The sequence below is a fragment of the Pseudomonas sp. Leaf129 genome, from assembly GCF_001423465.1.
GTDB classification, from domain to species: domain Bacteria; phylum Pseudomonadota; class Gammaproteobacteria; order Pseudomonadales; family Pseudomonadaceae; genus Aquipseudomonas; species Aquipseudomonas coleopterorum.
Genome location: NZ_LMOC01000008.1, coordinates 399,991 through 425,731, shown reverse-complemented (window position 1 = coordinate 425,731; position 25,741 = coordinate 399,991). Strand labels below are relative to the sequence as shown.

27 protein-coding genes and 2 pseudogenes are annotated in these 25,741 nt (G+C 58.7%); 15 read left to right on the top strand and 14 right to left on the bottom strand.

Translation table 11 applies throughout. From position 1 onward, the window contains the following. Positions 1 to 7: 7 nt before the first annotated feature. From ASF66_RS15980 to ASF66_RS15955, 7 genes are all read right to left on the bottom strand, one after another. Positions 8 to 265, bottom strand: a complete 258-nt coding sequence (locus ASF66_RS15980) for a hypothetical protein (protein WP_056844529.1) — start codon at positions 263 to 265, stop codon at positions 8 to 10. Between the two features lie 9 nt (positions 266 to 274). Beyond that, complete coding sequence (locus ASF66_RS22155; RefSeq protein ID WP_082484692.1) at positions 275 to 511, bottom strand: colicin E3/pyocin S6 family cytotoxin; 237 nt, start codon at positions 509 to 511, stop codon at positions 275 to 277. A 184-nt stretch (positions 512 to 695) separates the two neighbouring features. Beyond that, the gene (locus ASF66_RS22150) at positions 696 to 971 is read right to left on the bottom strand and encodes a hypothetical protein (protein WP_134722775.1); all 276 of its coding nucleotides are present in this window, start codon (positions 969 to 971) and stop codon (positions 696 to 698) included. A 95-nt stretch (positions 972 to 1,066) separates the two neighbouring features. Further along, positions 1,067 to 2,335, bottom strand: a complete 1,269-nt coding sequence (locus ASF66_RS15970; protein ID WP_056844609.1) for an NAD(P)/FAD-dependent oxidoreductase — start codon at positions 2,333 to 2,335, stop codon at positions 1,067 to 1,069. Positions 2,336 to 2,340: 5 nt separating this feature from the next. After that, complete coding sequence (locus ASF66_RS15965; protein ID WP_056844527.1) at positions 2,341 to 3,093, bottom strand: amino acid ABC transporter ATP-binding protein; 753 nt, start codon at positions 3,091 to 3,093, stop codon at positions 2,341 to 2,343. Next, on the bottom strand, positions 3,090 to 3,758 hold the full coding sequence (gene ehuD, locus ASF66_RS15960) for an ectoine/hydroxyectoine ABC transporter permease subunit EhuD (RefSeq protein WP_049861617.1): 669 nt from the start codon (positions 3,756 to 3,758) through the stop codon (positions 3,090 to 3,092). The genes ASF66_RS15965 and ehuD overlap by 4 nt, the downstream gene beginning before the upstream one ends. 14 nt (positions 3,759 to 3,772) lie before the next feature. Further along, positions 3,773 to 4,537 (bottom strand): ABC transporter substrate-binding protein, encoded by a 765-nt coding sequence (locus ASF66_RS15955; protein WP_056844526.1) that lies wholly within the window; start codon positions 4,535 to 4,537, stop codon positions 3,773 to 3,775. 214 nt (positions 4,538 to 4,751) lie between these two features. On the opposite strand from ASF66_RS15955, the gene ASF66_RS15950 reads away from it, so the two are divergent. After that, complete coding sequence (locus ASF66_RS15950) at positions 4,752 to 5,531, top strand: IclR family transcriptional regulator (protein WP_056844525.1); 780 nt, start codon at positions 4,752 to 4,754, stop codon at positions 5,529 to 5,531. 32 nt (positions 5,532 to 5,563) lie between these two features. Here the strand turns inward: ASF66_RS15950 and ASF66_RS15945 are convergent, their stop codons facing one another. Together ASF66_RS15945 and ASF66_RS15940 are read right to left on the bottom strand one after the other, a co-directional pair. Next, the gene (locus tag ASF66_RS15945; RefSeq protein ID WP_056844524.1) at positions 5,564 to 6,688 is read right to left on the bottom strand and encodes a Fic family protein; all 1,125 of its coding nucleotides are present in this window, start codon (positions 6,686 to 6,688) and stop codon (positions 5,564 to 5,566) included. A 141-nt stretch (positions 6,689 to 6,829) separates the two neighbouring features. After that, a complete protein-coding gene (locus ASF66_RS15940) occupies positions 6,830 to 7,099 on the bottom strand; it encodes a hypothetical protein (protein ID WP_056844523.1) in 270 nt (89 codons plus the stop codon). Positions 7,100 to 7,531: 432 nt separating this feature from the next. Between ASF66_RS15940 and ASF66_RS15935 the strand changes: the two genes are divergently transcribed. The 3 genes from ASF66_RS15935 to ASF66_RS15925 all read left to right on the top strand — a co-directional run bounded on the left by ASF66_RS15935 (position 7,532) and on the right by ASF66_RS15925 (position 11,090). Beyond that, entirely contained in the window at positions 7,532 to 8,476 is a 945-nt protein-coding gene (locus ASF66_RS15935; protein ID WP_056844522.1) for a hypothetical protein, read from the top strand. Between the two features lie 268 nt (positions 8,477 to 8,744). Continuing rightward, positions 8,745 to 9,077, top strand: coding sequence for a hypothetical protein (locus tag ASF66_RS22510; protein WP_156463203.1), 333 nt, complete (start codon positions 8,745 to 8,747; stop codon positions 9,075 to 9,077). A 57-nt stretch (positions 9,078 to 9,134) separates the two neighbouring features. Beyond that, complete coding sequence (locus ASF66_RS15925; RefSeq protein ID WP_056844520.1) at positions 9,135 to 11,090, top strand: hypothetical protein; 1,956 nt, start codon at positions 9,135 to 9,137, stop codon at positions 11,088 to 11,090. A 271-nt stretch (positions 11,091 to 11,361) separates the two neighbouring features. On the opposite strand, the gene ASF66_RS23050 is transcribed toward ASF66_RS15925, so the two are convergent. After that, on the bottom strand, positions 11,362 to 11,961 hold the full coding sequence (locus tag ASF66_RS23050; protein ID WP_082484690.1) for a type II toxin-antitoxin system HicB family antitoxin: 600 nt from the start codon (positions 11,959 to 11,961) through the stop codon (positions 11,362 to 11,364). A gap of 208 nt (positions 11,962 to 12,169) precedes the next feature. Between ASF66_RS23050 and ASF66_RS23295 the strand changes: the two are divergent. Together ASF66_RS23295 and ASF66_RS23290 are read left to right on the top strand one after the other, a co-directional pair. Further along, positions 12,170 to 13,375 (top strand): annotated as a pseudogene (locus ASF66_RS23295) (FIST signal transduction protein); the annotation flags it as partial. 447 nt (positions 13,376 to 13,822) lie between these two features. Further along, positions 13,823 to 14,242 (top strand): annotated as a pseudogene (locus tag ASF66_RS23290) (methyl-accepting chemotaxis protein); the annotation flags it as partial. Positions 14,243 to 14,276: 34 nt separating this feature from the next. Here the strand turns inward: ASF66_RS23290 and ASF66_RS15910 are convergent. Then, a complete protein-coding gene (locus ASF66_RS15910) occupies positions 14,277 to 15,131 on the bottom strand; it encodes a LysR family transcriptional regulator (RefSeq protein ID WP_049861623.1) in 855 nt (284 codons plus the stop codon). Positions 15,132 to 15,226: 95 nt separating this feature from the next. On the opposite strand from ASF66_RS15910, the gene ASF66_RS15905 reads away from it, so the two are divergent. From ASF66_RS15905 to ASF66_RS15875, 7 genes are all read left to right on the top strand, one after another. Further along, positions 15,227 to 15,460: a DUF1127 domain-containing protein gene (locus ASF66_RS15905; RefSeq protein WP_056844518.1), complete on the top strand. Its 234-nt coding sequence runs from the start codon at positions 15,227 to 15,229 to the stop codon at positions 15,458 to 15,460. Positions 15,461 to 15,543: 83 nt separating this feature from the next. Then, the gene (locus ASF66_RS15900) at positions 15,544 to 15,783 is read left to right on the top strand and encodes a type II toxin-antitoxin system RelB/DinJ family antitoxin (RefSeq protein ID WP_056844517.1); all 240 of its coding nucleotides are present in this window, start codon (positions 15,544 to 15,546) and stop codon (positions 15,781 to 15,783) included. Next, positions 15,773 to 16,060: a type II toxin-antitoxin system RelE family toxin gene (locus ASF66_RS15895; RefSeq protein WP_056844516.1), complete on the top strand. Its 288-nt coding sequence runs from the start codon at positions 15,773 to 15,775 to the stop codon at positions 16,058 to 16,060. Before ASF66_RS15900 ends, ASF66_RS15895 begins: the two co-directional genes overlap by 11 nt. A gap of 173 nt (positions 16,061 to 16,233) precedes the next feature. Next, positions 16,234 to 17,073 carry an alpha/beta hydrolase gene (locus ASF66_RS15890; protein ID WP_056844515.1) on the top strand — a complete coding sequence of 280 codons (840 nt, stop codon included), beginning with the start codon at positions 16,234 to 16,236 and terminating at the stop codon, positions 17,071 to 17,073. Between the two features lie 109 nt (positions 17,074 to 17,182). Then, on the top strand, positions 17,183 to 17,680 hold the full coding sequence (locus ASF66_RS15885; RefSeq protein WP_056844514.1) for an RNA polymerase sigma factor: 498 nt from the start codon (positions 17,183 to 17,185) through the stop codon (positions 17,678 to 17,680). Next, the gene (locus ASF66_RS15880) at positions 17,677 to 18,630 is read left to right on the top strand and encodes a FecR family protein (RefSeq protein WP_056844513.1); all 954 of its coding nucleotides are present in this window, start codon (positions 17,677 to 17,679) and stop codon (positions 18,628 to 18,630) included. The genes ASF66_RS15885 and ASF66_RS15880 overlap by 4 nt, the downstream gene beginning before the upstream one ends. Positions 18,631 to 18,739: 109 nt before the next feature. Further along, complete coding sequence (locus ASF66_RS15875) at positions 18,740 to 21,160, top strand: TonB-dependent siderophore receptor (protein WP_056844512.1); 2,421 nt, start codon at positions 18,740 to 18,742, stop codon at positions 21,158 to 21,160. 132 nt (positions 21,161 to 21,292) lie between these two features. Here ASF66_RS15875 and ASF66_RS15870 read toward each other — a convergent pair whose 3' ends face one another. Beyond that, positions 21,293 to 22,309 (bottom strand): SMP-30/gluconolactonase/LRE family protein, encoded by a 1,017-nt coding sequence (locus ASF66_RS15870; protein ID WP_056844511.1) that lies wholly within the window; start codon positions 22,307 to 22,309, stop codon positions 21,293 to 21,295. A gap of 261 nt (positions 22,310 to 22,570) precedes the next feature. Here ASF66_RS15870 and ASF66_RS15865 point away from each other — a divergent pair, with 261 nt between their 5' ends. Next, positions 22,571 to 23,485, top strand: a complete 915-nt coding sequence (locus tag ASF66_RS15865) for an alpha/beta hydrolase (protein ID WP_056844510.1) — start codon at positions 22,571 to 22,573, stop codon at positions 23,483 to 23,485. Positions 23,486 to 23,553: 68 nt separating this feature from the next. Here the strand turns inward: ASF66_RS15865 and ASF66_RS15860 are convergent, their stop codons facing one another. Beyond that, the gene (locus ASF66_RS15860; protein ID WP_056844509.1) at positions 23,554 to 24,468 is read right to left on the bottom strand and encodes a LysR family transcriptional regulator; all 915 of its coding nucleotides are present in this window, start codon (positions 24,466 to 24,468) and stop codon (positions 23,554 to 23,556) included. A gap of 116 nt (positions 24,469 to 24,584) precedes the next feature. On the opposite strand from ASF66_RS15860, the gene ASF66_RS15855 reads away from it, so the two are divergent. Then, positions 24,585 to 25,028 carry a carboxymuconolactone decarboxylase family protein gene (locus ASF66_RS15855; RefSeq protein ID WP_056844508.1) on the top strand — a complete coding sequence of 148 codons (444 nt, stop codon included), beginning with the start codon at positions 24,585 to 24,587 and terminating at the stop codon, positions 25,026 to 25,028. Between the two features lie 233 nt (positions 25,029 to 25,261). Here ASF66_RS15855 and ASF66_RS15850 read toward each other — a convergent pair whose 3' ends face one another. Further along, positions 25,262 to 25,588: a hypothetical protein gene (locus ASF66_RS15850; protein ID WP_056844507.1), complete on the bottom strand. Its 327-nt coding sequence runs from the start codon at positions 25,586 to 25,588 to the stop codon at positions 25,262 to 25,264. Positions 25,589 to 25,741 lie beyond the last annotated feature (153 nt).

Here is a 25,741-nt window from a genome sequence, read left to right as displayed (position 1 = left end):
CCGACGTTCATGCATGTGGCATGACGTTTTCATTGGCCTGCTGAGCAAGCTGGTATTCAAGGGAGGTGCCAAATTTATGGGCGCTGACCACATGGGGCAGAATTGCTGGGCTGATAGCCCAGCGCTGATATTCGCTCCACGTCATACCCAGATAGTCGTGCAGTTCTATTTGGGTGCCCGCCCGACCTTCATGCCAGGCTTCGATGAACCTGTCGATCTCGTCTTCGCGCGCGTTCCCCTCGATGCAAAGTTCTACGAAGGTCATGTCTACCTCTCAATTGGTTCTGATTCGTCGGCCACGAACTGCGGGCTTCAGCAACCGTCCTGTTTCTGGACACACCGAGCCCAGATGAAACCCACGCCGGTCGAACACCTCGAACTCGCCATGCAACGAATCCCAAGAATAGTATCGCTGAGCTATTGGATCAAAGTAGACCTTCCTGCCTGCTTCAACAAAGGCGACTCTGAAGCCGCTGACGATTGACGGATCTGGCTTCGACTTGCCTGCCATTGAACACTCCCTGTCTCGGTCCCACGGTGCAGCAGCACGGGCAACGGGCGGAACTATGGCGGTGAGTGCTGTAACCAGTAGCTGGCCGCTTCAGGCCAATGGTTTCAAGATGTACGTCGCGCTGCCCAGAAATAAAAAAAGCCCCGTCCATCACTGGCGGGGCCTGGGTTGTTCGCGCTGCGAATTACTTTTTCTCGGGCGCCTTGATCTCGTCCGGTACGTCCGAGGACAGCGCCTGATGGCGGTCTTCGGTCACGCGCTTTTCGCGGGCCTTGTCGTGTTCTTCGGCGGCTTCGGCTTTTTCCTCGGCGGCTTGCTCAGGCTTGCCCTCGGCTTGCTTCTGGGCGGCGGCTTCGGTGTGCTCGTTGGCTTTCTGCACGTGGTCTTCGGACGTCTTGTCACAGGCCGCCAGGCCCAGGGCAGAAATCATCAGCAGAGCGAGGGAAAGTTTCTTGGGCATGGGACGCAACCATTGTTCTGAATGAATCCCTTTGAAACCGGCGCACGGCGATTGGTTCACCGCCAACGCCGGGCGCGACGCTCTGCCGCAGGCCATCAGCTCACGTTCAGGCGATCCAGCAGGCTGTACCAGGCCACGCCGGCGCCGATGTAGAAACGTTGCAGCCCGTGCATCGGCAGCTTTTGCAGAGGGCTCACCGGGTAGGCGAAGTCAGCCTGGCTGTCGCACAGGCTGATCGCCAGTTGCTGCCCCATGCTGGTACACAGGGCAATGCCACGGCCGTTGCAGCCCAGCGCCAACGTCAGGCCCGGCGCGGGCTGATGCACATGCGGCATGAAGTCCCGGGTGATGGCGATGCGTCCGGCCCAGCGGTACTCGAAATCCAGCCTGCCCAACTGCGGAAACAGCAAGGCCAGCGAGCGTTCCAGATGAGCGAAATCCTGGGGTGCACCGGGATCGGCGAAGGTGCCGCGGCCGCCCATCAGCAGGCGCCCATGGCTGTCCTTGCGAAAGTACAGCAACAGCCGCTGCGCCGTGGACACCGTCTCCTGTCCGGGCAGAATGCTCTGAGCCGCAGCGCCCTGCAGCGGGCGGGTGGCGACGATGAAGCTGTTCGCCGCCAGGACGCTTTGCGCCATGCCCGGCCACAGGCCATCGCTGTAACCGTTGGTGGCGAGCACCACCTGGGCTGCGTTGACCGTGTGGCCGCTGGCGGTCTGCACCTGCCAGCCCGACGCGACCGGCTGCAGCCCGATCACCGGGCTCTGCCCATGAATGCTGGCACCGGCCGCCTGGGCTGCCCTTACCAACCCACGGGCATAGGCCAACGGCTGAATGGCCCCGGCACGGCCATCCAGCCAGCCCCCGGCAAATGCCTGGCTGCCCATGCGCGCCGCCACGTCGGCGGCATCCAGGCACTGCACCGGCACCCCGCGACGTTCCCACTGCGCGGCCCGCGCGTGCAGGCCGGCAACGCCCTTATGCGAATAGGACACCTGCATCCAGCCCTTGCGCACCGCAGCGCACTCAATGCCATGGCGATCGATCAGGTCGAACACCAGGTCGGCCGAGCGCGACACGGTGTCGATCAACGGTTCCGCCACGGCCGCGCCGTACAGCCGCACCAGTTCGTCCGGGTCATGCTTCAAGGTCGGATTGACCTGCCCGCCGTTACGTCCCGATGCCCCCCAGCCCGCCTCCCGTGCTTCCAGCACGCACACGCTGACACCACGCTCGGCCAGGTGCAGGGCAGTGGACAAGCCGGTGTACCCGGCACCGACGATCACCACATCGTACGTGCCCGATTCGCGCAGTGGCGGTGTCACCCGCGCAGGCGGCGCGGTCGCGGCCCACAGCGAAGGCACGTCGATCATGGCTGGCTCCGCGTGCTGGTGGTCGGATGCAACACCCGACGCAGGAAATCCTGGGTACGCGGATGTTGCGGATTGCCCAGCACTTCTTCGGCCGGTCCGGTTTCCACCAGGTAACCACCGTGCAGAAAGCACACGCGGTCGGCGACTTCCCGGGCAAAGCCCATCTCGTGGGTGACGACGATCATGGTCATGCCCTCGTCGGCCAGGGTGCGCATCACCTGCAGCACATCGCCCACCAGCTCCGGGTCCAGCGCCGAGGTCGGTTCATCGAACAGCATCGCCTTGGGCTTCATCGCCAGCGCGCGGGCAATCGCCACGCGTTGCTGCTGGCCACCGGACAACTGCTCCGGATAGGCATCGGCCTTCTCCGCCAGTCCGACCTTGTCGAGCAACGCCAGTGCCTCGCGGCGCACCTGCGCGGCCGGCTCGTTTTTCACGTAGAGCGGCCCCTCCATCACGTTTTCCAACACGGTGCGATGGGGAAACAGATTGAAACGCTGAAACACCATGCCCATGCGGCTGCGCAAGGTATGCACCGTCTTGCTGCCGCGCTGCACGGTTTCGCCGAAAGCCAGGATCGAGCCGCCTTCATAGGTTTCCAGCGCATTGATGCAGCGCAGCAAGGTCGACTTGCCCGACCCCGACGGGCCGATCAGGCACACCACTTCGCCTTTCTGCACCTGCAGATCCACCCCGTGCAGCACGCGGTGGTCGCCATAGTTCTTCTGCAGTCCACTGATCTGGATCATGCCTTTTTCCTCCGGCTCAGACGCTGCTCCATGCGCCGCAACCCGTACACCAGCGGCAGGCTCATCAGCAGGTACAGCAAGGCCACCAGGGTGTAGACGGTCATGTTCTGGAACGTCGACGAGGCGATGAGCTGGCCCTGGCGGGTCATTTCAGCCACGGTGATGGTCGACACCAGCGACGAGTCCTTGAGCATCATCACCAGCGTGTTGCCGTAGGGCGGCAGCGCGATGCGAAACGCCTGGGGCAGAATCACCCGGCGCATCATCATGAACGAGCGCATGCCCAAGGCTTCCGACGCCTCGCGCTGGCCCTGGTCCACGGCAATGATGCCGGTGCGAAAGTTCTCCGCCTGATAGGCCGAGTAGGCGATGCCCATGCCGATCACCCCGGCCTGGAAGGCCGTGAGGTGAATGCCCATGTCCGGCAGCACGAAATAGATGTAGAACAGCTGCACGATGATCGGCAGCCCACGGATCACGTTGATCACCGTGCTCGCCGCCCACGACAGCGCGCGGATCGGCGACAGCTTGAGCAGCGCCAGCACCAGCCCGATCGCGCTGCTGAGCAGGAACGACAGCACAGTGATCTGGATGGTCACCCACGCGCCCTGAAGCAGAATCGGCAGGAAGTCCTGCGCGTTCTGCAAGAAGTCAGCAAGCTTCATGGTCGCTCCTCAGCCTACACGCCCCACTTCTGCACGATGCCCTGCAGCGTACCGTTGGCCTTGATGGTGTCGATGGCCTTGTTCAAGCGCTCCAGGGTTTCGCTGTCACCCTTGCGCACCACGAAGCACACATCTCCCACCTTGGCCGCCTTGTAGTCGGCAGCCAGCTTCACCCCTTTGAAGGTGTTCTGGCGAATCTGGTAGGCCACGATCGGCTGATCGGCCACGGCCGCCTTGATGCGGCCCAGGGACAGGTCGCGGACCATCTCGGCGATCGAATCGTAGGTGCGTACTTCCTTGAAGATGCCCATCTTGTTGACCAGGTCGTAGAACGCGGTGCCCGCCTGGGCGCCGATCACTTCGCCCTTCAACGCAGCCAGGTCGGGGTAGGCGGTGTTATCGTCGGCACTGACGATCAGGCCTTCGCCGTAGGAATAGACCGGCGCGCTGAAGTCCACCACCTTGGCCCGCTCGTCGGTCTTGAGCATGCCTGCGGAAATGAAGTCCAGCTTGCCCGAGGTCAGGGACGGGATCAGCGCCGCGAAGTTGGTCTGTTCCATCTGCGTGCCGAAGCCACCGGCCTCACCGACCGCCTTGGCGATGTCCACCATCATCCCCTGAATACTGTTGCTCTTGATGTCCAGAAAGGTGAACGGCGAACCCGTGGCGGTTGCACCAACCTTGTACAGCGGTGCCTCGGCGGCGTGCACGAGGGATGCGCCGAGTGTCAGGCAGATACCGAACGCGAAACGGCGAAACAGAGGGGAGAGGCTGTTCATCGGGTCACTCCAGAAGGAATCGGAAGGTGGGACCGCCAGGCGGACATGACCGAAGTCGCAAGCTCTATGCCATTTCACACCGCAATCATCGATTTTCAGTGATTGGAAATCGATAAACATGACGTTCGTATCGGTATCCGATTTTCAGGCGCGTAAATTGCTGTCTCTTTGCTGTTGTCCGGGTCCATTCGCAGAATATTGCCTTGAGGCTTCCATGTCCGAAGATCGCAACAGCCTGTTCAATCAATCCCTGGAAAAAGGCCTGGCCGTGCTGCGTACATTCAGCGCCAAGCGCCGCAGCATGAGCCTTGCTGAGATTGCCGAAGCCTCGCACATGACCAAAAGCTCAGCCCAGCGCATGGTCTTCACCCTGGAAAGCCTGGGTTACCTTCGGAAACACTCGCGCACTCGGCATTACCAGCTGACACCCCATGTGCTGGAACTGGGCTTCAGCTACCTCGATGCTCATTCCCTGATCGAAGTCGGCAACCCGTTCCTGGCCGAACTCACCCGACTCACTGGCGAGACCGCCTGCCTGACCGAACCCACCGGCGTGGAAATGACCTACATCGCGCGCTTCGTCAGCGCCCGTTTCGTACCCGTGCACATGCCCATCGGCAGCCGCGTGCCGATGTACTGCACCGGCTCCGGCCGCGCCTACCTCAGCGCCCTGCCCGAAGCCGAAGCGCTGGCCCTGGTGCAAAGCAGCACCCGCGTCGCCCACACCCCGCATACCCACACCGAGGTGGACGACATCATGGCCTCGCTGCAAACCGTGCGTGACTGCGGCTACGCCGTGAACACCCAGGAACTCTTCCTGGGCGACATGACCATCGCCGCACCCGTCATCGGCGGCAACGGCCGACCCGTAGCCGCGGTGCACGTGGTAGCCCCCACCAGCCGCTGGACCCGCGCCGACGCCGAAAGCCAACTGGCACCGGCCTTGATGCAGTGCGTGCAGGTGTTGAGCAATTCGGCGCGGAGTTTGGGGTAGGGGGTGGAAGAGGATAGATACAGACGTCAGCCTCAGCGAGGCAGAGTGATTTGATAGCGCGTACTCCTACCCCCACTTGGCAACCGTTGCAGCAGCCCCTTTTCCAATAGATCCGCGAGGTGGCGTGTGGCGGTTGCCTTGCTGACCTTCGCCACCGCTTGATACTGCGCGGCGCTGATGCCTCCTTCGAATCCCTTGGCACCACCATCGAGCAGCCGATTGATTACCTTCAACTGCTCCTTCGACAACGGCAGCGCACGGTGCGCCTGCCAGAAGCGGGCCTTGGCCAGCACTCGATCGATGTTCCTGATCGCCTCGGCAATTGCCGCGAACAACGTCCGAAGAAACCACACCAGCCAAGACGTGACGTCCATGTCGGCTTTCTGCGTTTGTTCCAGAACCGTGTAGTAACCCGCCCGGTTGTCCAGAATGCTCGCTGACATCGCGTAGAAACGTACGGCTTGGTTATCGCCCTGAGCAAGCGCCAGGTCGGTGAGCGCGCGGGTCAAACGACCATTACCGTCGTCGAAAGGGTGCAGAGTGACGAACCACAAATGAGCGATACCAGCGCGCAACAGGGGATCCAGCGTGGCCGACTCCACGTTGAACCAGTCAACGAACGTTTCCAGCTGCTGCTCCAACCCATGCCGGGGCGGGGCTTCGAAATGCACCGTTGGCCGATCCAGCCGGCCCGACACCACCTGCATCGGCTCATCGCCACGCCACTCGCCCACGCGCATTGGCCTGTGCAGCCAACGCGAGTCATCCGCTGGAAACAGCAACGAATGCCACTGCAACAGACGCTCCACGCTCAAAGGTTGAGCGTGATTGCACGTTGCATCGACCATCAATTGCGCCAACCCTTCACTGCGTGAAGTGCGCTGTGCCTCTTCCGGCTCATGCACGCCAAGCCGGCGAGCCAGGGAAGACCGCACCGAGCCTGCATTGAGCGTCTCGCCCTCGATCGCCGAGGACGTGATGATGTTCTGCAGCAGCGTATCGAGCATGCCCTGTCGGCTGCTCTCATCACCAACGGCGCCAAGCCTGCCCAATAGCCGCCCCTGCTCACTCGTGCACTGACGCAGCAGGTCAGCCAGCTTGTCGGATTGCCAGGAGAACTGCGGCCATTGAGGTTGCTGCCAGATCCACTGGGGCATAAGCGTTTTTGCCTTGATGAGCCGGTTGATAAACTTATTCGGCTCATATGGTGAGCCGAATGTTGAGTCTATTCGGCTCACGCTGAATATCAAGGATCTTCGTCGAGGCGCTGTTTTAGCCCGCCGATCCACAGTTCGTCTTCAAAACACCTGACAAATCCGCTCGCCCGCACACTCCAACCGCTCGCACAGCGGGTCGAGCAGGCAGCGCATCTTGTCGGCATCCAGTGCCGTGGTATGGTCCGCACCGAGTAACTGCCCGGTCAATGCCAGTGCATCGGTGACATCCACCACCTGCTGAATCGCAGGCTGGATGCTTTCCAGTGCCTGACTGAGGGCATTGAGTCCGCTCAGCCATTGCTCAAGCGTGGCTTGGGACACTGGGTTTGGGACGTCCAGGTGTTTGAGCATTGAGGCGTTCCTTGCGAAGAGGTGGGTGTTTGATCTTGGGCTAAGTGGGTCAAACTATCTGCAAGGATCCTTCCTTGCAGTCGGCGATTGACCTGTTCAGTCTGCCATAGCCCTATACCCTGCATACTAAGGAGTACTTAGTTTTTGGGGTTGAAGGACGTGATGGAAGTTAAGAGCAAAGGCTGCTACCTATGAAGTGCAACAAGTACTCAGCTTGATGTTTTATGCGTGTGAAAGTTTCTATCAGGGCTGGCCAAACTAATAAAATTCACGAACTACCTAGGTGTTACCTATTGAGGAGAGAGTCGCATAGCGGTGTGTACACTGGCCGCCCCTGCGAGAGCCAGTCAGATAAATTTATCACCGGCTACGGCGAGACGCTTTGGTAGTATGATGACCAACAGATGGAGTAGCCAGATCACAGGAGTTGTCATGCAAGCCATTAGCGATAAGATTCGTCACTACCGAAAAACCTTTCGTCCGCCAGTCTCCTATGCTATGGGAAGCTTGGTCCTATGGCTTTCCATAGCTCTCACAATGCTTATCCTTTTGCTGTTCTTCGGCGATCTTTACATCAGGATTGCGCATGACAATTTTCTCCTAAGTACAGGCTTCCAATTTTCACTGCTTTCGGCAGAGATACCTGTAATGTTTGGCATTGGACAGGCTTATTATGCGGGCAGCGTGCGCCGATTTCGGCTATACAATCCTAATGCCGTATTATTCGGCTTCCGGCGATCTTTTTCGAATTTTACCAATGAAAAAACGGTTTATTTGAAGGGGGTTTTTCGTATTGAAGATGATTTGATGAGATTCGCCGCTGAGCTAGTCGATGAATGGGAGTGGCGCGAGAAAATCAAGCTTCGGTGCAAAGAAACCTGGCTGATACGTGCTTCTGGTTTTTTTAAGTTTCCTTCGGCGTCTAACTTTGCAGCTTATGTCACTGGTATCCTTGCGGTAGTGGCAGGTATCGTCATTGCAACTATGACGCCCGATGCCGTGTTTGGTTCTATCAATGAATATGTTGATACCGCTTTGGCGATGACTGAGCTGTTTTGGCTGGTTATCATTATTGCCGTTTGTGTGTTGCCCTGCGCAGTCATCCTTGGCTCGCTGAAGTCAGTTGGCGATGTATTGCTGGAGTCCATAAATGATCAGTACCTTAGTAATACAGCCTTCTATAGGTTTATTTCGGAAGTCTTGGAGTTACACGATCTCGGCGACCGCCTATTGCTTCGAAAAACGGTAGGATGGGTATATTGGAGCGTGCGGGTCCTCGTCTCACCTATACATGAACTGCCCAAAATTCGTCGGGGTATTCGACGCGCGAAGCGGCTTCATCGGCCCTGCTATACGCATCACCTACAGCAGAAATAGCGAATTCAGCGCGCCATCCGGAAAGATTGTCCTGTTAGGTTTAAAAGCTACAAGCGGGCGTCCGGTTGGCTCCAGTGCACAGCCTGTGTTGGTCCAACACAGGCTAGTGAAAAGATCGTGTAGGTTTGAGACTGTCTAGTGCTTAGCCCACGTGGCGACGCCGCTTGAAACGTCCGTTAAAGATTCTCTCCCTCTCCAACCTGCGGATCCGGGCATCGATCCAATCAAGGTGGCATACTCCTGTGCCTACCTGTGGGAGGTGCATTGAATGGACGAAAGCAAGATCGACCAGTGGAGTGACGAATACGTTCTTGATCGTCATCTGACGCCTTTGCTCAAGCACTACGATGTCAAATGGCGTGGGCATGGCCGCCTCTACGTCGACCACCAACGCCACAATATCGAAACGGCGCAACGCATTGTGACCGATTTAAGCATCACTTTGGGTGTATCGACATCGGAGGTAGGGTCCAGGCTGATGCAGTTAAACTGGCTCAAAGACGTTCGGCGCACCTGCTACGATTCTGCGCATGGGAGCGGCCCCCGAACCGGTTGGCACGTCAGTTACGGTACTACCCGTATAGTGACGTTTGCACGATGAGTGATGTGTGGCGCAACAACGGCCCTCATGAAATGTACCGCCTGGCAATGAGAGTCTATGCACGCCGAACATGTTGATTTATCCCATCCCGTTTTCCTGCCTGTCGCCGAGGAAACCTGTGTACGCCTGCTCGCCGAGGATGGTGCCGCCCAGCTCGAATCTCTGAGCAATCCAGAGTTGGCTGCCGTGCTCGTCATTCAAAACCTGGTACAGGCCGCTGAGAAAGACTTGAACGCTGCTGGGGCCGAAAGAATATTGGCCAGGCTGATCGGATGGGCCGTGGCCTCTAGACAACCGACCGGTCTGTTATCTGAAGCACAACGGTTGTTCGACCAAGGTAAGCTTTATTACGGCCTTGAGGCGATCAAACCCCTGAAACTGCGTTTGCTTGAAGCCGAAGAGGTCGCCACCCAGGATTACCTCTTGCCTGGGGGGGAGTGGGATAGCAGCTTCAGTATTCGACACTACCGAGCGAACAACCCTTACCGCGAGCATGTGATTACGCCACGGCATCGGGAGCGCTGGTTGAGCGACGAGCAGGACAAACTGTTGCGTACCTTCCGCGCCAATCTGAATGAGGACCTGCACGTTCAAGGTTATGCCGGCGTCGGGAAGAGCCATTTGCTGGGTGCACTGCTAGAGTTCCTGCGCCCCGAAACCACCTTGGTATTGGCGCGCTCAAAGAGCAAGCTTGAAGTGTTGCGCAAGCACATGGGCGGCGATCGCGACAGACAAGCCGGTTCCACCTTCCAGGGCTTTGCGCACGCGCTGCTGAAGCACTCCAGGTTCAACACGGCAACGGCTCCGGCCAGATTGCCTACGAAGCAGGCACTTGCTCTGGAGCTCAACATCCTGGGAATGCGCCAATATGACGGGCTTACTACCTTAGGCCTTTGCCTCAAGATACTGGAAAACTACAGCGCTTCCAGAGACTACAGCTTGAGCGCTGCACATCTTCCGCATTTCCAGCAGGAACTGGCCAGTGAGGATACCAAGGTGCTGCTCGAGTATGCCAGACGCCTATGGCGGTACCTGGACTCAACTCCGGCATGGGCGGGTCATGGAGTTTTCGCAACGCTGTTGATGATCAAACGTGCCAGCTTGGCGGACTGCGTTGTACCGGCACGGTTTACCCATGTGCTCATCGATGAAAGCCAGGACATACCTGCGTCGTTATTGCAGATCATTGAGCGTGGCAAACAAGTGTTAATCACCCTTGGCGACGAGTATCAGCAGATCAAGGGTGCAACGGTGCCACGCCGTCGTGGAGTACGGCGCAGCGATATTAGCTATTCGGTACGTTCGGGGCGCAACGTGGAGCGGTTGGTCAACCCGCTTATCTCTCGGCACTCGGCCAAGAGCAAAGTGTATTTCGAGGGGGCTCGTAATGCGGATGTACGAGTAGAACATTATCACGAGGGCTTCGTGCCGCCCGAAAGCTGTGCGGTGTTGACGGCTTCGCACTGGGACACCATGAAATGGGTCATGCAGCTTCACGATGCCAACTGTTGCTTCAGTTTCTTGAACAAAAAGGCTCAGGACGACCTTCAGCAATTCATGTCCACGGCCGTCGCACTCTACAAGCCCCAATATTACAGCCTTGACCACAATGGCAAAGGCGTACACCCGGAACTTAACGAATTGCTTGACTGGGCCCAAGTCCGCGAAGCTAATCGATACGACAATGCGTTCTTATGGGTAGAAGCAATACTGGAGAAAGGGTTCAACGTTGCGGACATAACGCGGCTGAACCGCTTGCAAGGTCAGCCCGGCAGCAGTTGTATGCTGATGATGGCCAAAGACGCTGGCGGAATGGAGTTCGACCAGGTGCTGCTTACCCCCGAGCTGCTTACCACCGAAACCTTCAAGGATGCCGCCGAATTCGATGAGCGAATTTGTGCAGTGTATGTCGCAATTTCCCGCGCTCGGCACCAGTTGTACATTCCTTACGATGTGGAGGAGTGGGTTGAATACCATAAGGGCCAGGCATTTCGGGAGCTTCACGGTTATTGATGATGCTTGTGAATGCTTGCAAGAAAGCGTTCGGTTTGGCGGTTGGAACGCAGGTACACAACCCGGCAGGTCATAGGAGCGGTGGCTGAGACCTGCTTCATCTTGAGGCGTGCGCTGTACCGAGTTTTCCACATGAAGGTCAGAAAAGTCGGAAGATTGCTTACGGACTCAGGACAGTTCTCAGGCAGGCCGGGACGGGTATGACCTCGTTGGACTAACGTTGTGAGTACCACACGCCAGAACCGAAGTGCTGGCGCGCGATCAATCCATATCAACAGATCAGCTCGAGCGATTCGGTTATCCCATGTCGTAGAGTGCCCGCCTTCGAATATCCACAGATCCTTGGCCGCGATTTCGTTGCAAAGGCGTGTTTCTCCTGCGTGCTTCTTTCGATCCAGCCTGACTGCCAATGAATGGTGTCGATGTGAAAAACAGGTAGGCCCGTGAGTGTACCCATCTTGTGAGCCAAGGTACTTATACCTGAGCCAGGCTGGCCAATTATCATTACACGACGCATAGAACTATTATCTCCGTTCTTTTCTTCGTGACTTATTCTTGTAATTACAAATCCAGGCGGTGTGGCGTTGACCTTTTCGGTCTTGCCCAAGTAAGGCGTTATATCGATATCGAGCATTCCCCAGCTCATGTCCGTGTATTCGGCTTCGTTACGAAGGACTGCAGTCGCGCTTGGGAGAGAAATACGCTCTCCACGAGCCGCGATTTCTTCCAACATGATATGGGCGATCTCAACCGCAGCACTGTAGGCCTCTTCGAATGTGTCGCCAGCGGTGATGGCGCCAGGAATGTCGGGCACCTGAATTCCGACGGCCGTAGTTTCATCGCCCCACTCGATGCAGATTGGGTAGCGCATGGCATCTCCAGACACTTTTTGTACATAGGTTTTTAGAATTGAATGCGCTTGGGCTTCCCTGATTTGCCCCAAGCCTTTTCAAGATAACGGGTATGCCGTTTCGCCTGAAAACCCTGGCGTTTCCAGAAATGTCCAACCAGCAGCCTAGATCCCCACAAACCCGACCACCTGCATCAAGTCCACCTCCCCATGGCCGATAGCGACAGCAATGCAAGCCACGCCCCGCGTGCGCTGTGCAACCTTTCCAGCGAGCCATGTGATGAACCTCTTCAAACGCTTCAACCCCACCCGCGCACTCAGCCAGGGTGCCGTGAGCCTGAGCTGCACGGCCAATGAGCTGGACCGCGGTTTGGCCGGTTTGCGCGCGGATCCTGTGCTGGTGACAGGCTTCGTCTCGCCTCACCTGGACATCGACAAGGTCGCGGCCAGCGTTCGGCAGCGCTTCCCCAATGGCACCATCAGTCTGTGCACCACTTCAGGCGAGCTGTGCAACAGCGCGGATGGTCTGTACTGCGCGGCGGGCGAGCACTGGGACCGCATCGTGCTGCAGTGTTTCGAGCGCAATGTGATTGCCTCGGCGGAAGTGGTCATGGTGCCGCTGGAGTGCGAAGACATCCGCAACGGTGGCAAACGCATGGAGATGCGCGAGCGCATCGCGAAGCTGGTCGCCAACATCAAGCGCGTCCAGGTCAGTACGCCCATCGACCACCGCGATACCTTGGCCTACGTGGTTTTCGACGGGCTGTCGGCTTCCGAATCGTTCTTCATGGAAGCGCTTTACGAGTCGGGCCGCTTCCCCTGCCTGTTCGTCGGCGGCTCTGCGGGCGGCAAGTCGGACTTCCAGAAAACCCTGATCCACGATGGCAAGCGCAGCTACCAGAATCACGCCCAGATCGTCTTTCTCAAGACCGCATCGGATATCCGTTTCGGTGTGTTCAAGAGCCAGAACTTCGAGCCGGCCGGGCTGACGTTCAGCGTGCTCACCGCCTCCGTCGAAGACCGCACCATCGATCAGGTGATCGACAGCAGCGGCAACATCATGAGCATGGTCCAGGCCCTGTGCAACGCGTTCAAGTGCGACAGCCATTCCCTGGAAAAGAACCTCGCCGAGTACTCTTTTGCCATCCGCGTCGGCAGCGAATTGTTCGTGCGTTCCATTGCCCGTATCGACCATACCCAACAGATCATCCAGTTGTTCTGCGACGTTGCGCCGGGCGAAGAGCTGGTCATGGTCAAGCGCACGCCGCTGCGTCAGGCCACGGAAAAAGACTACCGACAGTTCCTGCAAGGCAAGGGCGGCCAACCGGTGGCTGCCATTCTCAACGACTGCATCCTGCGCAGGCTCAACAACGCCAATGACCTGGGCAGCATGCGCGGCCTGTTTGGCGACGTGCCAGTGGTGGGCTTCTCTACCTTCGGTGAAATCCTCGGCTTGAATCTCAACCAGACCCTGACCGCGATTTTCTTCTTCCGCGTCGCCAAGGGCGCATCCTTCACCGACGAGTATGTGGATAACTTCATCGCCCACTATGGCGAGTTCAAAGCCTTCTTCCTGCGCCGCCAGCTCAAGAAGATGATCGGCCTCAACCACGTGGTGGTGAAACAGATCGAAGCCTTCAAACGCAACGATTTCACCAGCGCCCTCGACACCCGGGGCCTGGACACCGGCATCCTCCCCGTTTTCAAAGGCCTCGCCGCTCTGGGCCAGGTGCTCGCCGACGCTGGCGAACACCAACAGCAGATGGCCACCCAGATCAACCATTATTCCGGCGAGCTGCACCTCTCCATGGACGACCTGGCGGCCACCATCAACCGGCAGAATACCGTTTCAACCCAGGCCGGCAGCACCGTCGAAGATCTCGCCCGGCAGGCCGACCAAGCGGTGATCGGCGCGCGCGCCCTGGCCAGTTCGAGCCTGCAGATTCAATCCATCGTCCAGGTGATTCAGCAGATCGCCGGCCAGACCAACCTGCTCGCGCTCAACGCCGCCATCGAAGCAGCCCGCGCGGGCGATCTGGGAAGGGGCTTCGCCGTGGTGGCCGACGAGGTCCGCAAACTGGCGGAAATCACCCGCAAGAATGCAGCGGACATCGGCGTGGATGTCGATCTGCTGTCGAGCGAGATCCAGCGAGTGGCTCAGCAGATCGAAGATCAGTCCACAGGAGTGAGTGCGTTGAGGGAGATGCTGGACACCTTGGAGGCGTCGAGCCAGGCAACCGAGGGGACGGCGAGACGGACCAAGGGGATTGCGGATACCTTGACCGAGTTGACGCGGCGGTAGGGGAGTTCCAGCAGGTAAGCGATGGGCCCACCGCTCAAAGCCTGAACCCCTCGACGATATGCTCGGCCAACGCATCGATCATCGGCGACCGGGTATCGGGGTTGCGCAGCAGCATGATGCTCGCCAATGGCAACAAGGGCATGCCCTCGGCTTCGCCGATGATCCGTAGCCCCGGCGTGATCAGGCTTTGCAGCTGCGCGGTGACCGCCAGGCCAACGCCGACCGCGGCCATTATCGCCGCGAGGCTGGGGCTGGAATAGGCGATCCGGTAAGGCTTCTGCCCGGCGTCCAGGGCATTGCACGCCCATATCCGGCAAAAACAATCGGTATTGAACATCGCCAGTGGCACGGGCGTTTGTTCGTGAAGAAAAAAGCCCTCGGCTTCGGCCCACACGAAGCGCTCCTGACGCAGCAACTGGCCTACCTCGCGCCCTGGCTCACGGGTAACGATCGTAAGATCCAGATCCTTGCGTTGCATCAACTGCCGGGAGCTCTCGCAATGCACTTCCACCTGCACCAGCGGAAATGCCTGAGCGAAGCCGGACAAGATCCCCGGCAGAAAGCGCATGGCGTAGTCGTCCGGAGTACCGATGCGCACCGTGCCGACCATGTGCGGCTCGCGCAAGGTGGTGAACACTTCGCTGTGCAATTTGAGAATGCGGCGCGCGTAACCCAACAGAATCTGCCCTTCAGCCGTCAGCTTCACCTGCCGGCCATCGCGCTCGAACAGTTGCCGACACAGCACGTCTTCCTCGAGCCGCTTCATCTGCATGCTCACCGCCGACTGGGTGCGATTCACCCGCTCACCGGCCTTGGTGAAACCGCCCTCATCGGCGATGGCCACGAAAGTACGCAGGACTTCCGAATCGATGCTCTGGTAGTGGGACATTGATCAATCTCTGAGATGCACTGCATTCAAAACATTCGTTGGATTGATGTTAAGCCTGAACCGAGAATCAAGCCATCAACCCGGAGGATGAGCAGATGAAAGGTCAAACAGTGAGTGCCTGTGCTTCGCATAGCTGCTGCACCCAAAGTGAATCAGCGAGATCTTTTGCCAATCCATGGAAGCGCATCGCGCGCTGGTATGAACTGGCCCGGCAACGGCATCAACTGGAGCAGATGAGTGACGCCGGGCTCAAGGACCTGGGTTTGAGCCGGGCGGATATCTACAAGGAGATCGAGCGCCCGTTTTGGGATGATCCGTTTTGCAAGTGAGGAGAAAGTCGACCGGGGGTAGCTTGCCCAAACGCACTTTTTGCTTCACTGTAATGACCGTTGTCATTACAGAAGAACTTCCCATGGCGTCTATCAACATACGTATCGACGACGAGCTGAAAGCGCGCGCTTACCACGAGCTGGAAAAACTCGGCGTCACCCCATCTGAACTGATGCGGCAAACCCTGCAGTACGTGGCGGAGCGAGGCCAGTTGCCCTTCAAGTCGGTTTTGATGACCGAGGACGATGAAGCCTTGCTTGAAACGGTGCGGGAACGGTTGGCGAATCCTCAGCGAGTCAAGGTTTCGCTGGATGACCTATAGCCTCGAGTTCGACGCGCGGGCGCTAAAGGAATGGCACAAGTTGGGGGATACCGTACGCCAGCAACTCAAGAAGAAACTGGTCGCGATTCTGCTCAATCCCCGCAATGAAGCCAACCGTCTGCATGGCTTGCCCGACTGCTATAAGATCAAACTGCGCAGCAGTGGATACCGCCTCGTTTACCAAGTTATCGACCAAGAGGTAGTGGTGTTTATCGTGGCCGTTGATAAGCGTGAGCGGGAGGCCGTATATCGCAAGGCGGCTGAGCGGCTGAGTTAGCGAGCAGGAAACGGGATAATCCGCTCGGCCATCGCCAGATCAAGACAAACGACGCCGTCATCCGTCTTATTGGCAACCGAGCGCATTCTCCACCGCGTAGGTTTGCCGTTCGGCTTCTTCTGAGGTCAACGCCCTACGCTCACGTGCCTGCACAGTAAGGAACACCCAGAAACATGATCCGCAGAGTATTTACCGTATTGAGCGCATGGTTGCTCGGTGCAACGATGGCCGCTCAGGCGCAGCCGGTTGCGCTGGACGGCACCGAGCAATGGGCGATGAAAAGCGAAGGAGGGCTGGAATACCGCATCATGATCAGCCTGCCCGAGGGCGATGTTCCTTATACCGGTGGTTACCCGGTGATTTACCTGTTGGATGGCAATGCCTATTTCCCCGCGTTCCATGCCGCCAAGCGCGCGCAGGCCAAATTGCGCGGCTCGATCCTGGTGGCGATCGGGTATCCGAGTGACACGCCGCTGGACTTCAACAGACGCGCGTTCGATCTGACACCGCCTGCACCGCAAGATCGCAACACGCCGGCACAGGGTGGCCAGGATCTGTTTCTCGACTTCATCCAGAAACGCTTGATGCCCAAAGTGTCCGAGCATTTCAAAGTCGACGAGGATCAACGCAGCCTGGTCGGGCACTCATTTGGCGGCATGCTGGGTGTGTACGCGGTGTTCACTCGGCCCACCCTGTTTCAACACGTTGTAGCGGTCAGCCCCAGCCTGTGGTGGCGTGACCAGTTCCTGTTAGCGTCTGAACGCGCTTTCGCCGAGCGCGTCCGCGCCGCACAACTCGATATGACGCAGACAAGCCTGAGCATCGTGATGGCCGAGCGCGATTCGGTTCAGGCGATCCAGGATGCCAGCGCGTTGTATTCACGCCTGCAAGCATTGTCAGGCTTTGGACTGCGAAGCGGCTTTAGGGTCGAAGCTGGCGAAGACCATGCGTCCATACCCTTTCGCATCCCCAACCAGGTGCTGGGTGAGCTGATCGGGGCTAGGCGCTTTTAAGGCAGGGATATACATGGTTGTGTGAGTGCGGGCAGGAGCGCGCAAGCGCAAATGATTCTCTTTGTGATATTTTCCTGCCCTTGCCACTCCGCCTTTCAAGGTTGCGTTCATGTCCGGCTCAGATCTCAAGGCGCTGTACCTCGCCCACCGCAGCGAAATCCAGGATTACCTGGATCGTCGCTTGCGTTGCAAAGAGACCGCCGCCGACCTGACTCAGGACACCTTCATTCGCCTGTCCGAGCAAATGGGTCGCACCCCGATTGCCAATTTTCGCGCCTATCTGTTCTCCAGCGCCCGCAATCTGTTCATCGATCACACCCGGTGCCAGGAACATCGCAAAGGCGAGACCCTCGATCCCCAGACAACCTCCAGTTTCGAGCCGTCCACGCCCACCCTTGAACAAGCGGCGATTGCCCATCAACAGCTGAATACGTTGAACGACGTGATTCAGAATATGCCCGCGCCGTGTCGCGAAGTGTTTCTGATGGTGCGCGTGGAAGGCCTGACCTACGTGGAAATAGGCCAGCGCCTGGGGATCCCGTCGAAGACCGCTTACAGCCGCATGGTTCGTGCCTTGGACTTGATCAAGATCGGTATGTCCGAATGAGCGTCGAACCTCCATCAGTGTCGCGTGTTGACGACATCAGCCATCAGGCGAGCGCCTGGTTCGCTTTGGTTCAGGGCGGCTCACCCACTGCCGCCGAGCGGGCGGAGTTGGCAGCATGGCTCGATGCCGACCCCCGGCATGCCGAGGCCTACGCCCAGCTCGAGCACCTGTGGGCCGCTTCCGCGCAGCTGTACCCTCAGACCTTAGCACCGACCGCCCCACAACTTTCCCGCCGACGTTTCGTCGGCTTGGGCATCGCCGCCAGTGCCGTCGCCGTCACCGCTTGTGCATCGGCGCTATGGCTCAACGATATGGGCCTGCCGTTCGCCGATATCCGCAGCGCCGTGGGCGAGCGTCGTACCGTCACGTTGCCCGATGGGTCCTCTGTCGATCTCGCCGGCAACACTGCATTGAATGTGGATTTTTCACCGACCCGGCGCGCCGTGGAACTGCTTCACGGCGAGGCCTATTTCAATGTGCTGCCCTCGGCGGCCGGCGAGTTCACGGTCAACAGCCGATCGGGGCAGGTGGTGGCCGCCGACGCTGGATTCTGTCTGTCATGCGATGAAGGTTCGGCGCTGCTGGCGGTGAACCGCAAGACGGTCCGTGTGGTGACGGCCAACCAGCAGGTCGATTTGGGAGAGGGCCTGTCGGTGCGCTTCAGCAGTGATCGTACCGGCGCCATCCAGCATGCCGAGCTTGAGCAGATCCTCGCCTGGCGCAGCGGACGATTGGTGTTTTTCGACAAGCCTTTGCTCACCGTCATCGATGAGTTGCAACGCTGGCGCGAAGGCCGAATCTTCATCATGGACAAGCAACTGGCCATGCGCCGAGTCAGTTTGATACTCAACCTGAACAAGCCCGAGCAGATGCTCGACGCCATCACCAAAGCCTTGGCCGTTCGAGTGGATCGCTACACCGACCTGATCACCCTGATCTATCCCACCTGATCCCGCTGTAAATAATTCACGCGACCTTAGGGAATTGCGCTCGCTCATGCGTCTTAGCCTGACTGATTGGTATTCGCATCTTCGAAGCACTTCCTGGGGAACGACCGCAATGGCAACGCAACTCAACCATGAATCCAGAATCGACAGCCGCTGGCAGCGTCACGCACTGGGCACCGCATTGGCGTGCACGCTGTTCGTCGGCGCGCTTCAGGCTCATGGGGCACAGGTCCATCCGGCGACGGCGTCCGTAGAGCGTCTACCCCTCAATATCGCTGCCCAACCTCTGCGTCAGGCCTTGCTACTGTTCAGTCAGCAGTCGGGCCAGAACGTGTTGCTCGACGGCAACCTGGACAGTGCCCTGCGCAGCACCGCAGTGGAAGGTCGCTACTCCACGGAAGAGGCCCTCGCCAGGTTGTTGCAGGGCAGTGGCTACACCTTCGCCCGAACCGATGCCACGACCGTTTACCTGGTCCCGGTTCAAGCCGGGCAGGCCAACAGCGAAATCCTGCTGGCGCCCACGCAGATCCAGTATCAAGACAACGCAGGCGTCAGCCCAAGCCAGAGCTACCGGGCAAACCCTGTATCCAGCACCACTCGCCTAGGCCTGAGCGACAAGGAAACGCCGCAGGCGATCACCGTGGTGACCCGCCAGCAGATGGACGATTTCCAGCTCAATAGCGTGAAGGATGCGCTACGCAACGCGCCGTCGGTGACCGTCGAACAGTTCGAAACCGATCGCACCGCCTTTACTTCGCGCGGCTTCAAGATCGAAAACTTCGAGTTCGACGGCATGAGCCTGCCGTTCTCCGGCGGTGTGCTGGTCGGCGATCAGGACATGACCGAGTTCGAGCAGGTCGACGTGCTGCATGGCGCCAACGGGCTGATGAGCGGCACCGGCGATCCGTCCGCCACAGTCAACCTGGTGCGCAAGCGCCCTACGGATACGTTCCAGGCGCGGGTCGATAGCAGCGTGGGTTCATGGGACAACCGCCGCTTGGGCTTTGATGTGTCCGGTCCACTCAGTCAAAGCGGCAATGTTCGCGGACGCTTCATCACCTCCCATGACAAAGGCAATTCCTACCTCGACCAGTACGGCCATGAGGTCAACGTGGCGGCGGGCCTGTTGACCTTCGACCTGTCCGAGGCCGACACCCTCACCGTAGGCTTCACCCAGCAGAACAGCTACTCCAACGGCAGCACCTGGGGCGCCTTGCCCATCGCCGATTACCAAGGTAACCGCATTCACTACAGCAGCCGCAGTTCAAGTGTCGGCCAGCCCTGGACCTCCTGGGACGTGAAGACTCAGCGTGCATTCGCCGAGCTGACCCATGCTTTCGACAACGGCTGGAACAGCACCCTTACCGTGGCTGGGATGAAGCAAGATTCCGACACCAAGATGCTCTACGCCATCCCCGCCACCGCCGACGAGGCCTACGCCTATATCAACCGCACCACCAGCAAGGAAGAGCAGGTCACGGCTGAAGCGAAACTGTCCGGCCCCTTCGCGCTGTTCGGCAGGCAACATGAGTTGACTCTGGGTGCCAACTACGGGCGAACCCACCACGACGAGGTCGGCCATTACAGGGACTCATCCGGCTACCAGATGGTGAGCCTGGCCGACGCGCTGTCCGGCAATGTCGTGCAACCGCCGCTCAACTACACCGACGACCGCAATACCCAGCTGTTCACCGACCGCCAAAAAAGCCTGTTCGCCGGCGCCCGCTTCAGCGTTGTCGATGACCTGCACTGGATTGCCGGCGCGCGCATGCTCAGCGCCGACGGCGATGGCGCCGGGTATGGATCGCCCCACGATACGCGAGTGCACGGCAAAGTCACCCCCTACACCGGCCTAGTCTACGACCTCACCCCACAGTGGAGCCTTTACACCAGCTGGACGAAAATCTTCAAACCGCAATACCTGCGCAGTACCGGCGGTGGCTTGCTCCTTCCACTTGAAGGCAAGAGCCTGGAAGTCGGTATCAAGGGACTCGTGCTCGACGAGCGACTCACCCTGACCGCCGCGGCGTTCAAAACCGATCAGCAGAACGTTGCCGAACTCACTGGAGAAATCGTCGGCGGTCAGTACCTGTATCGCGGCACGAACCTCAAAAGCCGTGGCTTCGAGCTGGGTGCATCGGGAGAAGCGTTACCAGGCCTGGACATAGCAGGTGGCTATACCTTCGTGCAGATCGAAGACGCCAATGGCGATGAAACCCGCAAGTACATCCCCACCCATAGCCTGCGCGGCAGCCTGACCTACCGCCTGCCCGAGATGCCCAGTGTCAGAGTGGGCACCCGTTTTCAATGGCAAAGCGCAACCGAAGTGGACACCAACCGCAATGTGCGACAAGACGCCTATGCGCTGATGGACCTGATGGCCAGTTACGACATCGACGACAACTGGAGCACGTCGCTGAACCTGAACAACGTCACCGATCGCAAGTACTTGCTGTCGCTGTATCAATCGTCCGGTTCCACCAACTACGGGGCGCCGCGCAATTTGACGGCGTCGGTGACGTGGAAGTATTGAGCTGCGGGGGACCGCTTGGTCATCACCCGGCAAGCTAACCCGTCGACGCTATCGGTGGGCTAAACGGACTTCTTCGAGGGATGTGGTGAGCGTCTGCAACAGGACGGTCACCACCCGCTCCTCGCCATTGGCCTAGCGCCCGATAACACCCTTCGCCACTTGCACGCGAAGCACCTTGTTGGCAGCGGTGATATAGGCCCAACTGCCTTGTTCATCCGAGCAGAACGTCAAGTTGCTGGTATCGCTCGCGCTTACCAAAAGTTTGCCCAGCGACTTGCCGGCTGCGGAAAAGACCTGGATGCCTTCCTTGCTGCTGCTCCAGACGTTGCCAAGGGCATCCACCTTGATACCGTCGGGAATGCCGGATTCGATCTCGGCAAAGACCTTGCCGTTGCTCAAACGACCGTCGCGGACCTGATAGACCATGATGCGGTGGGCCAACGTCTTGTTGCTGAAGTCATGGGCCATTTGCGAGTCGGCCACATACAACAGCTGTTGATCCGGCGAGAAGGCCAGCCCGTTGGGTGAGTGCACTTCTGGCGTCTCGAGACGGGTGATCTCACCGGTATCGGGCACATAGCGATAGACGAACTCCCCACCCTGCTCGGGTGTGCCGCCATAGCCTTCGCTTTTGCTCAGCACCCCGAAGGTGGGGTCGGTAAACCAGAGAGTGCCGCTGTTATCGGCCACCACATCGTTCGGGCTGTTCAACCGCTTGCCCTGGTACGTGTCGACCAAGGTCCGCCACTCACCGTTGGCCTCCTGCCGCACGATACCGCGCTTGCCGTGAGACGCCGCGACCACACGGCCCTGCGCATCCAGCGTATGCCCGTTCTGGAAGTCGGCCGGTTCCAGCCAGGTCGATACGCCATCCTTCGCTTGCCAACCGCTGACCTTGTTCGCCTTGATATCGCTCCATATCAAACGACCATCCTGCAGACACAGCGGCCCCTCGGCCCACTTCGCCTGATCGGTGAGCAGCTCGACCCGGGCCTTGGCGTCGACCAACTGGCTGAACGCCGGATCCGTGACCACTTGCCGGACAGGCGCCGCTGCAGTGGCTGCGCTGGCAGAACCTGCGACCAGAATCGCGCTGCCTAACAACCAGGACGAAGGGCTCAGGAACAGTTTTTTAAAGGTTGGATTCATGTGTTCAGGTCCGTTGGAAATCAGTAGGCACAGCTGCCGTTGGTGCGCTTTTCAGCCGCATCTGGCTTGAGTTTGATGATCAACTGAACATTGGGTTCATCGCCTACGGTGCGGGTCAGGGACCGAGCGCCGACACATCACAGCAGGAATAACTTTCCGGAGCAGGTAGGTTGGTCAAATTTGAGGTAGTGTTTCTAACGCACCAGACAAGCCCCCAGGCTGGAAAAGCAAAACCCTTGTTCATAGACCGAGTGAGCTTTCATGAATCGCCGCAATTTCATTCTAGGCGCCGGCACGGCAGTGTTGATGTTGAAAGTAGCGGCCATTCAGGCCAAAGATCCAACGGCCAACAGTGAAACAGTCCAGCTGTGGAGCGACGTCCCGCCAGGGGGCGGCGGACCCTCGGGCAACCACCTGCTCACATCCCATGGCTCGCTAAGCAACGTCACCCGTCCATACCTACAGATCTTCAGACCCGTCAAACCCAACGGAAAAGCGGTGATTGTCGCTGCCGGTGGCGGGTACAAACGAATCGAACTGGGGATCGAGGGATGGCCCTTGGCGGATTGGCTCACGGAGCGCGGGTACACCGCGTATGTGCTGGCGTACCGCTTGCCGAGTGAAGGCTGGAACGCCGGCAACATCGTCGCACTGCAAGATGCGCAGCGCGCGCTACGCATAGTCCGCAGCCGGGAAAGCCACGTCTCGCTACTGGGCTTTTCAGCCGGTGGACATCTGATGGGCATGACCGCAACGCTGGGCGATTCTCAGACCTATGCAGCGCAGGACAGCATCGATTCGATAGCCGCCGTGGTTGAAGGAGCGGCGTTGATCTATCCACCTATCACGTTGGAACGGCCTTATACACATACCTCGACTCACAAGGTGCTGGTGGGGCCAGACGCGTCGATGCAAGAGGAGGCTGAGTGGTCTGTGCAGAATCGGGTGACTGGAACTACACCGCCTGAGTTCTTGGTACAGGCGGAGGATGACTCGGTTGTGGATCCGCACAATACGCTGATCATGGCTGCGGCGTGTGAGCAGCGTGGGGTGGCTGTGGAGATGCATCGGTATGCGACAGGGGGGCATGGATTTGGGTTGGGGAGGAGGGGGACGGCGACTGGAGAGTGGCCGGGGCGGTATGAAGAGTGGTTGGGGAGGTTGGGAACGGGTTGACCTACGGTGATCAGGATGTGGCTGTAACTAAGCTTGTGGCCACCCGCGGTTCCTGCCGGGCTCAAGCCCTACAAACGCCAGAGCGGATCCTGCCCCATCGTTGCCGTTGCCCATTCTACAAACGCACGCACCCGGGCGGACAGGCGCCTTGAATAGGGATATACCAAACTCATTGGCATGCTTGGCAAGTGCCACTCCGGCAGTAGCTGCACCAGCTTGCCATCTGCCAACAACGCCTGTGCCTCGCACAGCGGCAAGGCCACAAAGCCCAATCCTGCTTGCGCCGCCGCCACGTAGGCACCACCGCTGTTGAATCGCATAGCTGGAGTCTGCTCGATCAGCACGCTTTGACCACTACATTCCAGACGCACCAGGTTTTGCCTGCCGCTGGCGGGAAACACAAAAGCCAGATAGCGCAACTGCGTGAGGTCTTGCGGACTGTTTACCGGCGGATGTTCATTCAAATAGCCAGGCGATGCGCACAGCACAAACCGCATCTGCCCGATAGGTCGGCACACCAGGTCCGGATCCGTCACCAGGCCGCCGCGGATAGCGCAGTCGATGCCTTCCTGAACTAAATCAGCCACCCGCTCGCTGCAGCCCAGATCCAATTGGATATCAGGGTAGTCGCTCACAAAGCTCGGCAGCGCGGGGATCAATAAGAAACGGCCTACGGGCGAAGGCATATCGACCTTGACCTTGCCGCGCGCGACGAAGCGCGTTTGCAAGACGCTGGCTTCCAACTCGTCGATGTCTTCCAGCACCCTGCGTGCCCGTTCGTAATAGGCAGCGCCGTCCGTGGTGGCAGTCACACGACGAGTAGTGCGGTGCAGCAGCTTTAGGCCCAGCTGATCCTCCAAAGCCCGAATCTGGCCCGACAGCGTAGTCTTTGCTATGGGGAGCGCCTCTGCGGCGCGGGTAAAGCTGCCCAATTCAACAATGCGGCAAAACGCACGCATCGCCTCCAGTCGGTCAAAGGCCATGATTGTCCGGATAGTCGTCTAATGCTTACGATTTTAGCCGATTTATGGATTATATCCTGACCAATAAAGTGAGCGTGCTCCCGGTCATCCACCGGGCCACTTTAAAGGACATCACCATGACCGCTCCACGCGTGAATTATGCACATGTTGCCCCACACACTTACAAAGCCCTGCTGGGTTTGGAAAAAGCGATGGGCGAATCGTCGCTGGAAAAGTCGCTGCACGAGTTGATCAAGATACGCGCTTCCCAACTCAACGCATGCGCCTACTGCATCGATAAGCACACCAGCGATGCCATCGCGCTTGGAGAAACCCCACGGCGTATCTTTGCCCTTTCGGCCTGGCATGAAACTCCATTTTTCACAGACCGTGAACGCGCTGCTTTGCTGTGGACCGAGACCCTGACCCTGCTGGCTGACAAGGGCGCCCCGGAAACAATCTACACGGTGGTGGCCGAGCAGTTCGACGATCGTGAGTTAACCGATCTCACCTTTGCCATTGCCACTATCAATGCTTGGAATCGTTTTGGCGTTGGGTTTGGTATGCAGCCGGCGGAGTGATTGTTTTCGCTTTGGGGTGAGTGGCGCTTGTTACGGTGATTTGGGTGTTTGTCAGGCTGGCTCTCGCGAGGAGAATCGCTGCAGAGGCACTTTTTACAGGGAGCTAACTAAGGCGGTGGTCAAAGCAATTCTTTTGCTAGGCAAAAAGCGTAGCAGAGCGTTGACCAAGCAAACAGATTGCCCCCAAGCCTGAGTATAGACGACACCCGAACATGATCTACACCTAACGATATTCACTTTTGGCCATTCGTGTACCGTGCTTTCACCATCCAACCCAGCGTCAACACCGTTGGCCAAAACAATGTGTTCGAAACGTCGTGCACGCTGGCCTCCCATCGCCAGTATCCGAATGTCGCGATGTCATCCCCTGCATCGAGCCACTCTCCAGCGCAAGCCAGCCCCAATACAACCGCCCAGCCGATGTAGAACGGGTAGCGGCGTATGAAAACGACCAAGCCTAGATAGATCGCCATGCCGACATAGATGTGGAGGGCGTCCTTGGACAGGCCGGTCGCCGAGACGATGATCAGTTTGATGGTTTGAAAAAGGGAGGTGTCCATGGTGGGTTTGGCCTCCTTGATTTCATGGAACTGTAGTCGCAGTTGTAAGTGTGCGGTATTCGCGTGCCGGGGTTGGTGAGATGTTGGGGAAGGGCTTAGGGCGGTGGTGAGAGGGCCGACGGTTTGGCGGCCACGGGTCGCTCCCACAAAGAT